Consider the following 14,318-nt stretch of genomic DNA (forward strand, 5'->3'; position numbering starts at 1 on the left):
GGCGCACGTGGCGCGGCGCGCGTTGGTCAGCCGCGGGCGAGCCAGCCGCCGGGGCCAGCGTTGGGCGTTCGGGACAGGGCGAAGCGGGGCGGCGCGGCCGCGGCATCCGTGGCCAGGTCCGCGAGGATCCGCCCGACCGTCGGCGTGAACTTGAACCCGTGCCCGCTGAAGCCCGCGCCGACGGTGACCGGTCCGACCCTGTCGAGCACGAAGTCCTCGTCGGCCGTGGTTGTGTAGGTGCAACTGACCGGCTCGAGGACGTCGGCGTCGGCACCCGGCAACCACTCGCTCACGTAGCGCTGCAGGGCCGCGAGTTGCACGGGCTCGGGCAGGAAGCTGCGCCGGTCCGGATCGGTGACCGGACCGACACCGTGCCAGCCGGCCTTGATCCCCTCTCCCGGGGTGCGCATGCCGTAGACCGGGGAGTACCAGTAGCTGTACCGCGGGTCCGTGGTGTCGCGGGCGTGGTTGAAGCCGGGCCAGTCCTGGGCCGCCGCGTCGCGCTGGGCGAAGTGCGCCGGCTGCTCCTGGGTCACCCGAAGTCGCGGCAACGCGATTGCCCCGGTGAGCAGCCCGGTCGTCCAGGCCCCGACCGTGACGACCACACGGCGGGCCTCGATCGTGCCGGTCTCCGTCGTCACGCGCACCCGGTCGTCCCCGAGCACGTCGACCCGCGGCACCCGCACGCCGTGCCGGATCTCGGCCCCCGCCGCAGCCGCGGCCGCCTGCAGTGCCGCCACCGCAGCATCCGCGTTGATGCGCCCGGCGTCCGGGTTGTGCAGCACCCGGCCGTCGAAGCGGATGCCCGGCCAACGCTCCCCCGCCGCCTCCGGAGTGAGGAACTCGGCTCCGAGCCCCGCTGAGCGGAGCGCCTCGGCGACGGAGTCGAACGCCGGGTTCGGCCCGTGATTGACCACGCCGACCTGGTCGAAGACCGCGGCCCCCGACTCGGACTCGAGCTCGCGCCAGAGCGACACGGCCTCCGCGAGCATGCCGACGTAGGTGGGATCGGCGTACGCGGTGTTGAAGTTGCGCGATGCGCCGTGCGAGGCGCCGTTCTTGTGGCCCGGCTCGAAGCGCTCGAGGAGGAGCACGGGGTGTCCGCGCCGCGCGAGCTGCCACGCCGTCGCCGAGCCCATCGCCCCGCCGCCGATCACGACGGTGTCGACGCGCTCGACAGGCGCCATACGTGCAGCTGATCCGGAGTCCATGCGCCCATCCTGCCAGCCCCCGATGCCCGTCCCCGCCCCAACGAGTCGTCCGGCGTCACGGACCGGCGACCGCGCGCCCCCGGACGCGGGCCGCCGACGCGCATACGATGGACGGATGTCCGCGTATGTCTCGGCCCTCGATCTGTTCTCCATCGGGATCGGCCCCTCCAGCTCCCACACGGTCGGCCCGATGCGGGCCGCCCGCGCCTTCGCCGCCCACCTCACCGAAAGCGGCCGGCTCGGCGAGGTCACCCGGGTGAGCTGCTCGCTCTACGGTTCGCTCGGCTCGACCGGCCTCGGCCACGGCACCCCGGACGCCGTCCTCGCCGGCCTCACCGGCTTGCACCCGGAGACCTGCGACCCTGCCGCCGTCCACGGATCGTGGGCCGACCTGGACGAGGGCGCAACGCTGCTCCTCGCCGGCCGCCACACGATCGCTGTCGAGCGCGGCGACATCCGCTTCGAAGCCCGCACCCGGCTGCCCGGCCACCCCAACGCGCTCACCCTGCAGGCGTGGTCGGCGACGGATGCCTTCCCCCTGTTCGAAGAGACCTGGTATTCGATCGGAGGCGGCTTCATCCGGCGCGAGGGCGACCCACTGGTTCCGCGGACGACCTCTCCCCGGCCGATGGACTACGACTCGAGCGCCGAACTGCTCGCACTCTGCGATGCGCGCGGGGTCGACATCGCCGCGATCGCCCGCGAGAACGAAGAGTCCATCCACGGGGCCGAAGCCCTCGACGCCGGGCTCGACGCGATCTGGGACGCGATGCACATCTGCGTCGAGGCCGGATTGGCTACGGCCGGCACCCTGCCCGGGGGCCTCAAGGTCAAGCGCCGTGCCGCCGCCATTCGCATGCAGCTCGAGGAATATGAGCTGCTGCCCCTTCGCGAACGGGACACCTCGACCGAGTGGCTGCACGCCTTCGCCCTCGCGGTCAACGAGGAGAACGCCTCCGGAGGCCGCGTCGTCACGGCCCCGACCAACGGTGCGGCGGGAATCATCCCGGCCGTCGGGCACTACTACCTGCGGTTCGTCCCCGGGGCGAACGCCGAGGGCATCCGCCGCTACCTGCTCACGGCGGCCGCGATCGGTTCCCTCGTGAAAGCCAACGCCTCCATTTCCGGCGCAGAAGGCGGCTGCCAGGCCGAGGTCGGATCCGCGTGCGCGATGGCCTCCGGAGCACTCTGCGCGGTGCTCGGCGGCACCCCGCGCCAGGTCGAGAACGCCGCCGAGATCGCGATGGAGCACCACCTCGGGCTCACCTGCGACCCCGTCGGCGGCCTCGTGCAGGTGCCGTGCATCGAGCGCAACGCGATCGCGTCGTCGACGGCGGTCTCCGCTGCCCGCCTCGCACTGCACGGCGACGGCACCCACCTCGTCTCCCTCGACACCGTCATCGAGACCATGCGCCAGACCGGCCTCGACATGATGACGAAGTACAAGGAAACGAGCGAGGGCGGTCTCGCCGTCAACGTGATCGAATGTTGACCCGACCAGCCTAAACTGGGCTGGCACACGCGATACGGATGTCGGGCGCAGCCCTTTCGTTCCCCTGTCGCGCCGCATACATCGCGTTCACGGCATTCCGGGGGTCTCATGCGTATTCGGTCGTCCCAGCACTCGTTCCGAGCCGCGGGCCCATCCACCGCGATCCTGGTCTCCGGGATCCTCGTTCTCGGCCTGGCCGGGTGCGCGGCGGCTCCGGCGCCGACGGTCGTCACGGCCACCGTCGTCGTCACCCAGACACCGACTCCCACGCCGACGCCGACGCCCACGCCAACCCCGACGCCCGTGGATGTGCCGCTCATCCCCAACCCGCCGAAGGGATCGGCACCCACGACGACCCCGAACGCTGGCGCAATCCCCGTCGCGCCGATTCCGGAGGGGCCTGCGACCGATCTGGGCGCGACAGCAGGCGCCGAGGGATCCGCCGCGTCGAACGGCGCCGGCGCACTCCAGACCTACACGGTCGTCGAGGGCGACGACTTCTTCGCGATCGCGCAACGCTTCGACGTGCCCGTGCAACAGCTCCTCCGGATGAATCCGTCGGTGCCCGGCCTCGGCGAGGACATCTACATCAACGACGTCATCAACCTCGACTGGACCACGAAGCGCTAGCCACACCGCATTCCCGGCGCACGCGCATCAGATTCCCCGCGGATCGCTCCACAGCCCGCACGCGCCTGCCCGGCAGCTTCGTCCGGCAGGGTTGAACCGGCGACGATCCCCGGTCGCCGGGAGGCTGGGAAACGGCACCTCTCGTTCAGTCAATCCGCACCCCTCGTTCATCTCGGTGAACGAGAGTACAACCAGTCCCAACGTGTTGGGGCGCTGAAGCCGACCGGCATCGGTCGGACCGAAAGAACGTGATGCGCGGGCGAGCACACGGTTGCCCGGTCCGGCCGGGGCCGGTCGCTTGCTTTAAGCGGGCGTCCACCGCGCCGAGCGCGGATATTCCGCCGCTGCGCGGGTGGTCGACCACGCGCGGAACGGCGCAAAACCAGCGCTCGACGTCGACGCTCGACCGGCCGGCGAGCGGATGCCGCTAGCGGGTCTGGCGGAAGATCCGCTCGATGATCCCGACCACGCGCAGCGAGTCCTCCGGGTCGACGGGAGCGGGCGCGCCGCGCAGCAGCGCGTCGGCGAGTCCCCGGTAGAAGGCCGCGTAGTCGCCGGGTTCCGTGGGCACCGCGTGCTGGGCGCCGTCGAGCCCGAGCATGCCCCAGGCCGACTCGTGCTCGATACCGAAACCGGCATCCGTCGGAAGAGCACCGGCGGCAAGGGTGGCCTCCTGGCCGTCGAGGCCCCACTTCGTGTACCCCGATTCAGAGCCGAGCACGTGGAAACGCGGCCCGACCTGGGCGGCGGTCCCGTTCATCCACAGGTGCGAACGCACCCCGGAACCGTGGTGGAGCGACACGAAGGTGTCGTCGTCGGCGTTCCCGCCGGGCACGCGGGTCGCGATCTCGGCGTAGATGTCGTCGACCGGCCCGAAGAGCTGCAGGGCCTGGTCGATCAGGTGCGCGCCGAGGTCGAAGAGAATCCCCCCGCCCTCACGGATGCCGGCGCTCGCCTTCCATGCCTTGGCCGACGGTGTCGGGCGCCAGAACTCGAACCGCGACTCGAAGTGCCGCACCTCGCCGAGGGCGCCCTCGGCGATGAGCGCCTTCAGGGTCAGGAAGTCGCCGTCCCAGCGCCGGTTCTGGAAGACGGTGAGAAGCAAGCCGAGGCTTTTGGCCTTCTCGATGAGACCCTGGCCCGCGATGCTCGTGGGGGCGAACGGCTTGTCGATGACGACGGCGAGGCCCGCGTCGAGCGCGGCATGGGCGAGTTCGACGTGGCTGGCCGGAGGGGAGCCGATCACGACGAGGTCGAGGTCGTCCGCGGCGGCGAGGAGCTCGTCCACGGTGTGCATCAGGCGCACACCCGGATAGGTCTCTGCCGCCTGCTGCCGCCGTACCGGGTCGCCCGTGACGATCGCGTCGAGGGAGAATTCGGGGTTCGCGGCGAGGAACGGGCTGTGGAACACCCTCCCGGAGAGGCCGAAGCCGATCACGGCGGATCGGATCGGACGGGCGATGTTGTCGGCTGCACTCATGCTTCCACGCTACTCCGTGGGGCACCGGCCGCCCGCAGCCACCGCGCTCGACACAGCTCCAGGTACGGGTCTGCACCAGGCATTGGCCGGCGTCAGAGCCGGTTGACCGCCGTGACCCGGACGTGCACGGCACCGAGTTCGTCCGATTCGGCGAGGTCGACCGTCGCGCTGATCCCCCAGTCGTGATCGCCAGCCGGGTCGTCGAAGATCTGCCGAACGGTCCAGGTGGTCGCGCCCTCGTCGAGGATCAGCATGCCGGAGCCGCGCGCGTTGGCGCCGGTGAGGACCTCGTCGTGTTCGGCGAAGTATCCGTCCATGGCGTCTCCCCAGGCATCCGCCGTGAAGCCGTGCTCGCGGTCGAGTTCGCCGAGCGCGTCGTAGTTCTCGAGCGCCGCGAGCTGAACGCGCCGGAACAACTCGTTGCGCACGAGGATCCGGAAGGCGCGCACGTTCGTGGTGAGCCGGCGCGGGGGCGGCGGCAGCACGGACACGGCGCCCTGCTCGTGCGTTTCGAGGTCGGGGTGGATGAGCTCCTCCCACTCGTCGAGGAGGCTCGAGTCGACCTGGCGCACGAGTTCGCCGAGCCACTCGATCAGGTCGAGCAGGTCCTCGGTCTTGGCCTCGTCCGGGATGGTCTGCCGCGCGGCCCGGTAGGCGTCGGACAGGTAGCGCAGCACGACGCCCTCTGAGCGCGCGAGCTTGTAGAACGCGATGAACTCACCGAACGACATCGCCCGTTCGTACATGTCGCGCACGACCGTCTTGGGGCTGAGCTCGAAGTCCGCGATCCAGGGCTGCGACTCCTTGTAGGTCGTGAAGGTGTAGGTCAGCAGCTCCTCGAGGGGCTTCGGCCAGGTGATCTCCTCGAGCAGCGCCATCCGCTCGTCGTACTCAATGCCCTCCCGCTTCATCGCGTTGACAGCTTCGCCGCGGGCCGCGAACTGCTGGCCCATCAGCACCGGGCGCGGGTCGTCGAGGGTCGCCTCGACGATCGACATCATGTCGAGCGCGTAGGTCGGCGACTCCGGGTCGAGCAGGTCGAACGCGGCAAGCGCGAACGGCGAGAGCGGCTGGTTGAGAGCGAAGTTCGGCTGCAGGTCGACGGTCAGGCGGATGTCCCCGCTCGCGCTCTGCTCGACGATCCCGGCCGCGCGCAGCGTCTTGTAGATGCCGAGGGCACGGCGGGCGTGCGCGAGCTGGCGCTTCCATGGCTCGTGGTTGTCGAACACGAGCTCGTAGACGTGCGCGAAGGCGTCGCCGCCGCGGCCGATCACGTTGATCAGCATCGCAGCGGTCATCTGCATGCTCGAGTGCAGTGTCTCCGGCTCGGCGTTGACGAGGCGCTGGAACGAGGGCTCGCCCCAGGACACGAAGCCCTCCGGCGCCTTCTTGCGGATGATCTTGCGCTTCTTCTTGGGGTCGTCTCCGGCCTTCTCGATCGCCTTGAGGTTCTCGGTCTCGTGGTCGGGGGCCTGGATCACGACGGTTCCCGCGGTGTCGTACCCGGCCCGGCCGGCGCGCCCGGCGATCTGGTGGAACTCGCGGGCGTTGAGCTGGCGCATCTTGACGCCGTCGTACTTGGTCAGGGCGGTGAACAGCACCGTGCGGATCGGCACGTTGATGCCGACTCCGAGGGTGTCGGTGCCGCAGATCACCCGGAGCAGGCCGCGCTGGGCGAGCTGCTCGACGAGGCGCCGGTACTTCGGCAGCATGCCGGCGTGGTGCACGCCGATGCCCATCCGGATCAACCGCGAGAGGGTCTTGCCAAAGCTCGTCGTGAAGCGGAACTCGCCGATCAGCTCCGCGATCGCTTCCTTCTGCTCCTTGGTTGCGACCTTGACGCTCGAGAGCGCCTGCGCCCGTTCGAGGGCGGCGGCCTGGGAGAAGTGCACGATGTAGACGGGCGCCTGGCCGGTCTTGAGCAGGTCCTCGACGGTCTCGTGCACCGGCGTGGTCTCGTAGTAGTAGTTGAGCGGGACCGGGCGTTCGACGCCCGTGACGACCGCGACCGTGCGGCCGGTGCGGCGGGCGAGGTCGTCGGCGATTTCGGTCACGTCGCCGAGGGTCGCGCTCATCAGGATGAACTGCACCCGGGGCAGCAGCAGGAGCGGCACCTGCCAGGCCCAGCCGCGGTCGGGGTCGCCGTAGAAGTGGAATTCGTCCATCACGACCTGGTCGACCTGAGTGTCCTCGCCGCTGCGGAGGGCGAGGTTCGCGAGGATCTCGGCCGTGCAGCAGATGATCGGGGCGTCCGAGTTGACCGAGGAGTCCCCTGTCATCATCCCGACGTTCTCCGCGCCGAAGATCTCGACGAGGGAGAAGAACTTCTCGCTCACGAGCGCCTTGATCGGCGCGGTGTAGAAGCTGCGTTTGCCCGCGGAGAGCGCGGCGAAGTGCGCTCCGACCGCGACGAGGGACTTCCCGGTCCCGGTCGGAGTACTCAGGATCAGGTTCGCCCCCGAGACAATCTCGATGAGCGCCTCCTCCTGGGCGGGGTAGAGCGAGAGGCCCTGGCCGGTCGCCCACTCTTCGAATGCCGCGAACAGGGCGTCGGGATCGGTGACGGACGGGAGGGCGCTCAGAGTTGCCATGATCCTTCGATCCTGCCCTATCGCGCTGGCCGTTGCCTGCGGAGGGGCGGAGGACGGGCAAGCGACGGGTGGAGACTCTGGCGAAAACACCAGCGAATCGTAAGGAATGTGCGGGCGCGGCCCGGCGCGGCCGCCTTAGGCTGAACGGATGACCGGCCCCGATGCGCGCACGCCCTCCCCTGGTTCCCGCGCGGGCCGGACGTGGACCCGCAGGCCCACCGGGCTTGCGGCCCTCGCCGGGATCGCGGCCGCCCTCGCCGGGCTCGGCGCCGCCGAACTCGCCGCTGCGCTGCTCGCTCCCGCCGGCAGCCCGGTCCTCGCCGTCGGCGCCCTCGTGATCGACCTCGTGCCCGGCTGGGTCAAGGAACTCGTCATCTCCCTCTTCGGCACGAACGACAAGGCGGTGCTGATCGTGGCCCTTGCCCTCGGCGCCGCGGTGCTCGCTGCGGCCGCAGGGGTACTCGAACTCGTGCGCCCGCCGCTCGGGCGCGTGCTCACGGTCGCGGCGGGCGGACTCGCCGTGTTCGCGGTGCTCAGCAGGTCGAGCGCTTCGAGCCTCGACGCCCTTCCCTCCGTCGTCGCGATGGTCGTCGCGGCCGTGCTCCTGACCGTGCTGATCACCCGGCTCCGCGCCGAGACGGCGCCTGCGCCCGCTCACGCCGCAGCGGGGCATACCGCACCGGGCGGCGCACCGGTGGACCGTCGCCGCTTCCTCGCTTACACGGGCGCGAGTGCGGCCATCGGCGCTGTCGCCCTCGTGATCGGCCAGGTCGTGTCCGCCGGCACCCGGGCAGCGGATGCCGCCCGCGCGCTCTTCACCCTGCCAGCGCCTTCCGTCACGGCGCCCGCGATCCCGCCAGCGGCATCCGTCGCCGTTGACGGCATCTCGCCGCTCATCACCGCCAATGCGGACTTCTACCGGATCGACACCGCACTCCAGGTGCCCAGGATCGACCCGAGCACGTGGAGGCTCAAGGTCACCGGAATGGTCGAGAACGAGGTCGAACTGAGCTTCGCGGACCTGCTCGCCCTGCCCCTCGAAGAGAGCACGACAACGCTGATGTGCGTTTCGAACCCGGTCGGCGGCGACCTGATCGGCAACGCGACGTGGCTCGGCTACCCGATCAGGAACCTGCTCGCCCGTGCCGTGCCGACGGCGGGCGCCGACATGGTGCTCTCCCGCAGCCAGGACGGCTGGACCGCGAGCACCCCGCTCGAGGTCCTCACCGACACGGGCCGCAACGCGATCCTCGCGGTCGGCATGAACGGCGTCCCGCTCCCGCTCGAGCACGGCTACCCGGTGCGGATGGTCGTGCCCGGCCTCTACGGCTATGTCTCGGCCACGAAATGGGTCGTCGAAATCAACGTCACCCGGTTCGACCAGCACACCGCGTACTGGACGGACCGCGGCTGGTCCGAGCGGGGCCCGGTCAAGGTGTCCTCCCGGATCGACGTGCCGCGCTCGGGCGCCAGGGCTGGAGCGGGCACCGTCACCGTCGCGGGTGTCGCGTGGGCCCAGCACACCGGCATCCGCGGGGTGGAAGTGCAGGTCGACGGCGGCGCCTGGGCCGAGGCGACCCTCGCCGCGGCGATCTCGACCGACACCTGGCGCCAGTGGACCTGGTCCTGGCCTGCGACGGCCGGTTCGCACACCCTCCGGGTCCGGGCGACGAATGCCGCCGGCCTCGTGCAGACGGATGTCAGGCAAGACGTCATCCCCGACGGTGCGACGGGTCTCGACGAAGTCACCGTCACGATCGCGTAGGGGCCGCAGTTCCCCCGCCACTCGATCGGCCACTCGATCGGCCACTCCGTCCGCCCTCCCCCAGCGTCCGCCCTCCCCCAGCGCCGATTTGAGCACGTTGTGCACCAATGCGCAAGCCCCGAGACAGCCCGGAATACCGGGCGTATTCTCGTCAGAACATTCTGGCTGCCCGTTCCACGCGTAGCCTCAGCGCGAAAGGACCAACCATGCGCACCCACGCCAACTTCACCGCCGCAGAACTCCGTCGCTTCGAGCGTCTTCTCCTCGAAGAACGCCACGACGCCTTCCTGGCCAAGGGCCGCATGGATGAGACACTCTCCGGGGTGCTCGACGCCCGCAACAGCGGAACCGACGACGACGAGCACGACCCCGACGGCCCGACGCTCACGATGGAGTGGTCCCGGATGTCGGGCGTGCACAGTGAACTCGTCGCGAAGTCCGCAGCGATCGACCGCGCGCTCGCCCGAATCCACGAGGGCACCTACGGCCTGTGCGTGCGCCGCGGCGAGCTGATCAGCCGCGAACGGCTCGTGGCCCGTCCGGCCGCGGAACTGTGCATCGACTGCGCCCGCGAGATCGAGGCCGGCGCGCGATAGCAGCACCGGCGAAGAAACCCTGGGCGTTCGTCACGCCGTGACTACCCATCCCACGACGCACAGCACGGCGAGCAGGCCGAGCGCACAGGTCGCGGCGGCGAGCGCCGCGAACGGCCACGCACCACGGGAGGCGAGCGTTGCGGAGTCCCGCAGCTCGGCGTGCACCCGCCGGTAGCGGTAGCGCACGCCGATGTACGCGGCGAGGGCGAGCGCAAGCCCGGCCGCGCCGAAGAACACGGCCACGACACCCACCAGCGGCGCCGCGAACCGCACCCCGGCCGCCACGGCGACGGCGAGCGCGAGCACCGTGCGCTGCCACGCGAGCAGGGTCCGTTCGGGTTGCAGCCCGGGGTCGTACGGATGCTCGGCGTCCTCCGGTGCCTCCGTCACGACCCCGCCCGCCGGCATCCGCTCACCGGAACTGACCGCCGTTCACGAGACTGCGCCCCGTCACAGGACTGCGCCGCTTCACAGAAACAAGCCCGCGAAGATCAGCAGCCCGCCCACGACGATGCCGACGGCGAGAACACCGGACAGCGCGGGGGCCGGCAGCGGCCGGTCCTCGCGGAGGGCGCGTTCGATCCGGCTCCAGTTCAGCCAGGCGTGTACCGGAGCCAGCAGCCCGAGCACCAGGAAAACGACGGCCGATGCGACCCGGAAGTCCCCCCGGATCGGCAGCTCGAGCACCTCGAGGGCGACGCCGACGGCGAGGAGGGCGAGCGAGGTGCGGATCCAGGCGAGGAACGTGCGCTCGTTGGCGAGGCTGAACCGGGGGTCCGGTTCCCGGCCGCGTCCGTAGACCGACCGGGGAAACCGTCCTTCGGGCATCTGCCTAGACCTCGTCGGCGACGGGAGCGGCGAACTGGGAGTTGTAGAGGGCGGAGTACGCGCCCCCGGCGAGCAGCAGTTCCTCGTGTGTGCCGAGCTCGACGATCCGCCCGGACTCCATCACGAGGATGAGGTCGGCGTCCCGGATCGTGGAGAGCCGGTGCGCGATCACGAAGCTCGTGCGGTCGGCTCGGAGCGCGCTCATCGCCTTCTGCACGAGCACCTCGGTGCGGGTGTCGACGGAACTCGTCGCCTCATCGAGGATCAGCACGCTCGGCTTCGCGAGGAACGCCCGTGCGATCGTCAGCAACTGCTTCTCGCCGGCGCTGACGTTGCCGCCCTCGTCGTCGAGCACCGTGTCGTAGCCGTTCGGCAGCGAGTGCACGAACCGGTCGACGTAGGTGGCGCGCGCGGCGGCCTGGATGTCCTCCTCCGAAGCGTCGGGACGGCCGTAGGCGATGTTCTCCCTGATCGTGCCGCCGAACAGCCAGGTGTCCTGCAGGACCATGCCCATCCTGCCGCGCAGGTCGTCCCTGGTCATCTTCGCGATGTCGGTGCCGTCGAGGGTGATCCGGCCGGAGTCCAGCTCGTAGAAGCGCATCATCAGGTTGACCAGGGTCGTCTTGCCCGCCCCGGTCGGCCCGACGATCGCGACCGTCTGGCCCGGTTCCGCGACGAGGTTGATGTGCTCGATGAGCGGCTGGTCGGCCGAGTAGCTGAACGACACGTCCTCGAAGGTGAGCCGGCCGTGGTTGTCCGCCGGGCTCTCAGCGGGCTCGGGGTCTGCGCTCTGCTCTTCGGCGTCGAGCAGGCTGAAGACGCGCTCAGCGGATGCGACGCCGGACTGTAGCAGGTTGGCCATCGACCCGAGCTGCGCGAGCGGCTGGGTGAACTGGCGCGAGTATTGGATGAACGCCTGCACGTCACCGAGCTGCATGGCGCCGGAGGCGACCTGCAGACCGCCGACGACGGCGATGCCGACGTAGACGAGGTTGCCGATGAACGTCATCGCGGGCATGATCAGGCCGCTGATGAACTGGGCGCCGAAGCTCGCGACGTAGAGTTCCTCGTTCTTGGCCGCGAAGCGCTCCTCGACCTCCTTCTGGCGTCCGAACACCTTGACGAGGGCGTGGCCGGTGAAGGTCTCCTCGATCTGGCCGTTGAGCTCGCCGGTGTTGGTCCACTGGCCGACGAACAGCTTCTGCGAGCGCTTCGCGATCAGCATCGTTGTGACGAGGGTGAGCGGGATCGTGACGAGGGCGATCAGGGCCAGGAGCGGCGAGAGCAGGAACATCATCACCATGACGCCCACCACGGTCAGCAAGGAGGTGACGATCTGACTCATCGACTGCTGCAGGCTCTGCGAGACGTTGTCGACGTCGTTCGTCACGCGGCTGAGGAGCTCGCCGCGCTGAACGGTGTCGAAGTACTTGAGCGGAAGCCGGTTGATCTTCGCTTCGATCTCCGCGCGGAGGCGGAACACCGTGCGCTGTACGACGCCGTTGAGCACGTAGGCCTGGATCCAGCTGAACGCCGAGGACAGCACGTAGAGGATCATCGCCCAGAGCAGAACGGTGGAGAGCGCGGCGAAGTCGATGCCGAGGCCCGGGGTCAGGGTCATGCCGCTCAACAGGTCGGCCTTGCCCGTGTCGCCGGAGGCGCGGAGACCCGCGATGACCTGGTCCTGGGTGACCCCGGCCGGGAGCGCCTTCGAGACGATGCCCGCGAAGATCAGGTTGGTGCCCTGGCCGAGGAGGCGCGGGCCGATCACGGAGAAGGTGACGCTGATCACGGCGAGCACGACGACGACCAGGAGCCAGAGCCGTTCCGGCCGGAGTTTGCCCATCAGGCGCTTGGCGGAGGGGCCGAAGTTCATGGCCTTCTCCACGGGCATGCTCATTCCGCCCATGGGGCCGTGTCCGCCGCCGGGGCCGCGTCCGCCTGGCCCGCGGGCCGGTGCTGCCGCCGCGGGGCGGTCGGTCGACTCGCTCATGCTGCTTCCTCCGCTGTGAGCTGTGATGACACGATTTCCTGGTAGGTCATGTTGGTGTCGAGGAGCTCCTCGTGGGTGCCCCGTCCGACGATCCGGCCGTCCTCCAGAACGAGGATCTGGTCGGCGTCGATGATCGTCGACACTCGCTGGGCGACGATGATCATCGTGGCCCCGTCGGTGCCGACCTTGAGCGCCGCCCGGAGCCGGGCATCCGTTGCGAGGTCGAGCGCGGAAAAGGAGTCGTCGAAGATGTAGATCTCCGGCCGTTTGACCAGGGCCCGCGCGATCGCGAGCCGTTGCCGCTGTCCGCCGGAGACGTTGGTGCCGCCCTGGGAGATGGGCGCGTCGAGGCCCTCGGGCATCTCCTCGACGAAGTCCTTTGCCTGCGCGATCGTGAGCGCCTGCCAGAGTTCTGCTTCTGTCGCGTCGGGCTTGCCGTAGAGCAGGTTGCTGCGCACGGTACCGGAGAACAGGTAGGGCTTCTGCGGCACGAGGCCGATGTGGCCCCAGAGCAGGTCGGGGTTGAGCTCGCGCACACCGACGCCGTCGACGAGCACGGTGCCGCTCGTCGCGTCGAAGAGCCGCGGGATGAGGTTGATCAGTGTGGTCTTTCCGGAGCCGGTGCTGCCGATGATCGCGGTCGTCTCGCCGGAACGGGCGAGGAAGCTCACGTTGCTGAGCACGGGCTGCGCGGCGCCGGGGTATTCGAAGCCCACGTCGAGCAGTTCGAGCTCGCCGTGGCCGACGGTGGCGTCGACCGGGTTCTGCGGCGGGCGCACGCTCGACGGGGTGGCGAGCACCTCGCCGATGCGGTCGGCGGAGACGGTCGCACGCGGGATCATCACGGCCATGAAGGTCGCCATCATCACGGCCATCAGGATCTGCATCAGGTAGCTGAGGAACGCGATCAGGGTGCCGACCTGCATCGAGCCGTCCTGGATCCGGAAGGCGCCGAACCAGATCACTGCGACGCTGGACACGTTCAGCACGAGCATCACGATCGGGAACATCAGGGCCATCAGGCGGCCGGCGCGAAGTGCCACGTCGGTGACGTCCTCGTTGGCGACCGCGAAGCGGGCCGTCTCGCGGTCCTCGCGCACGAAGGCGCGAATGACCCGGATGCCGGTCAGCTGTTCCCGGAGGACCCGGTTGACGGTGTCGATCTTGACCTGCATGGTGCGGAACAGGGGAATCATCCGGACGATGATGAGCCCGACGGCGATGAGGAGGACCGGCACGCTCACGGCGATCAGCCAGGACAGCTGCACGTCCTGGCGGATGGCCATGATCACGCCGCCGATCGAGAGGATCGGGGCGGAGACCATCAGGGTCGAGGTCATCAGCACGAGCATCTGCACCTGCTGCACGTCGTTCGTGGAGCGGGTGATCAGCGACGCGGCGCCGAACCGGGTCACCTCCTGCTCGGAGAACTCACCGACCCGGGTGAAGACCGCGCCGCGCAGGTCGCGGCCCAGGGCCATTGCCGACTTCGCGCCGAAGTAGACGGCGATGATCGAACAGATGATCTGCGCCAGGGTGATCAGCAGCATCAGCCCGCCGGTGCGGAGGATATAGCCGGTGTCCCCGGTGGCGACGCCCTGGTCGATGATGTCGGCGTTGAGCGTCGGCAGGTACAGCGAAGCGATCGACTGCGCGAGCTGGAACACCACCACCGCCGTCAACAGCCGCCAGTATGGCCGTAAGTACTTCACGAGTAATTTCCAGAGCATCG

General features: G+C 69.7%; 11 protein-coding genes. 4 read left to right on the forward strand and 7 right to left on the reverse strand.

Features of this window, described 5'->3' with window-relative positions; genetic code table 11:
* Positions 1–26: 26 nt before the first annotated feature.
* Entirely contained in the window at positions 27–1,211 is a 1,185-nt protein-coding gene (locus tag RCH22_RS11510) for an FAD-dependent oxidoreductase (protein WP_327014085.1), read from the reverse strand.
* Between the two features lie 115 nt (positions 1,212–1,326).
* Here RCH22_RS11510 and RCH22_RS11515 point away from each other — a divergent pair, with 115 nt between their 5' ends.
* Together RCH22_RS11515 and RCH22_RS11520 are read left to right on the forward strand one after the other, a co-directional pair.
* Entirely contained in the window at positions 1,327–2,703 is a 1,377-nt protein-coding gene (locus RCH22_RS11515) for an L-serine ammonia-lyase (protein WP_327014086.1), read from the forward strand.
* A gap of 108 nt (positions 2,704–2,811) precedes the next feature.
* The gene (locus tag RCH22_RS11520; RefSeq protein ID WP_327014087.1) at positions 2,812–3,333 is read left to right on the forward strand and encodes a LysM domain-containing protein; all 522 of its coding nucleotides are present in this window, start codon (positions 2,812–2,814) and stop codon (positions 3,331–3,333) included.
* Positions 3,334–3,760: 427 nt separating this feature from the next.
* Here the strand turns inward: RCH22_RS11520 and RCH22_RS11525 are convergent, their stop codons facing one another.
* Together RCH22_RS11525 and RCH22_RS11530 are read right to left on the reverse strand one after the other, a co-directional pair.
* Positions 3,761–4,813 (reverse strand): Gfo/Idh/MocA family oxidoreductase, encoded by a 1,053-nt coding sequence (locus RCH22_RS11525; RefSeq protein ID WP_327014088.1) that lies wholly within the window; start codon positions 4,811–4,813, stop codon positions 3,761–3,763.
* A gap of 92 nt (positions 4,814–4,905) precedes the next feature.
* Positions 4,906–7,404: a DUF3516 domain-containing protein gene (locus tag RCH22_RS11530; protein WP_327014089.1), complete on the reverse strand. Its 2,499-nt coding sequence runs from the start codon at positions 7,402–7,404 to the stop codon at positions 4,906–4,908.
* Positions 7,405–7,552: 148 nt separating this feature from the next.
* Here RCH22_RS11530 and RCH22_RS11535 point away from each other — a divergent pair, with 148 nt between their 5' ends.
* Positions 7,553–9,169, forward strand: coding sequence for a molybdopterin-dependent oxidoreductase (locus tag RCH22_RS11535; protein ID WP_327014090.1), 1,617 nt, complete (start codon positions 7,553–7,555; stop codon positions 9,167–9,169).
* Between the two features lie 206 nt (positions 9,170–9,375).
* Positions 9,376–9,765 (forward strand): TraR/DksA C4-type zinc finger protein, encoded by a 390-nt coding sequence (locus RCH22_RS11540; RefSeq protein ID WP_327014091.1) that lies wholly within the window; start codon positions 9,376–9,378, stop codon positions 9,763–9,765.
* 30 nt (positions 9,766–9,795) lie between these two features.
* Here RCH22_RS11540 and RCH22_RS11545 read toward each other — a convergent pair whose 3' ends face one another.
* The 4 genes from RCH22_RS11545 to RCH22_RS11560 all read right to left on the reverse strand — a co-directional run bounded on the left by RCH22_RS11545 (position 9,796) and on the right by RCH22_RS11560 (position 14,316).
* Positions 9,796–10,155: a DUF202 domain-containing protein gene (locus RCH22_RS11545; protein ID WP_327014092.1), complete on the reverse strand. Its 360-nt coding sequence runs from the start codon at positions 10,153–10,155 to the stop codon at positions 9,796–9,798.
* Between the two features lie 78 nt (positions 10,156–10,233).
* Complete coding sequence (locus tag RCH22_RS11550) at positions 10,234–10,593, reverse strand: DUF202 domain-containing protein (protein WP_327014093.1); 360 nt, start codon at positions 10,591–10,593, stop codon at positions 10,234–10,236.
* Positions 10,594–10,597: 4 nt separating this feature from the next.
* Entirely contained in the window at positions 10,598–12,586 is a 1,989-nt protein-coding gene (locus tag RCH22_RS11555) for an ABC transporter ATP-binding protein (RefSeq protein ID WP_327014094.1), read from the reverse strand.
* Entirely contained in the window at positions 12,583–14,316 is a 1,734-nt protein-coding gene (locus RCH22_RS11560; RefSeq protein ID WP_327014095.1) for an ABC transporter ATP-binding protein, read from the reverse strand. Before RCH22_RS11560 ends, RCH22_RS11555 begins: the two co-directional genes overlap by 4 nt.
* Positions 14,317–14,318 lie beyond the last annotated feature (2 nt).

This window comes from Cryobacterium sp. GrIS_2_6 (genome assembly GCF_035984545.1).
GTDB lineage: Bacteria > Actinomycetota > Actinomycetes > Actinomycetales > Microbacteriaceae > Cryobacterium.

Coding starts and splice junctions, on each gene's coding strand:
- RCH22_RS11530 (WP_327014089.1), bottom strand. CDS start 7,404: ATGGCAACTCTGAGCGCCCTCCCGTCCGTCACCGATCCCGACGCCCTG.
- RCH22_RS11550 (WP_327014093.1), bottom strand. CDS start 10,593: ATGCCCGAAGGACGGTTTCCCCGGTCGGTCTACGGACGCGGCCGGGAA.
- RCH22_RS11515 (WP_327014086.1), top strand. CDS start 1,327: ATGTCCGCGTATGTCTCGGCCCTCGATCTGTTCTCCATCGGGATCGGC.
- RCH22_RS11560 (WP_327014095.1), bottom strand. CDS start 14,316: ATGCTCTGGAAATTACTCGTGAAGTACTTACGGCCATACTGGCGGCTG.
- RCH22_RS11525 (WP_327014088.1), bottom strand. CDS start 4,813: ATGAGTGCAGCCGACAACATCGCCCGTCCGATCCGATCCGCCGTGATC.
- RCH22_RS11555 (WP_327014094.1), bottom strand. CDS start 12,586: ATGAGCGAGTCGACCGACCGCCCCGCGGCGGCAGCACCGGCCCGCGGG.
- RCH22_RS11510 (WP_327014085.1), bottom strand. CDS start 1,211: ATGGACTCCGGATCAGCTGCACGTATGGCGCCTGTCGAGCGCGTCGAC.
- RCH22_RS11540 (WP_327014091.1), top strand. CDS start 9,376: ATGCGCACCCACGCCAACTTCACCGCCGCAGAACTCCGTCGCTTCGAG.
- RCH22_RS11535 (WP_327014090.1), top strand. CDS start 7,553: ATGACCGGCCCCGATGCGCGCACGCCCTCCCCTGGTTCCCGCGCGGGC.
- RCH22_RS11520 (WP_327014087.1), top strand. CDS start 2,812: ATGCGTATTCGGTCGTCCCAGCACTCGTTCCGAGCCGCGGGCCCATCC.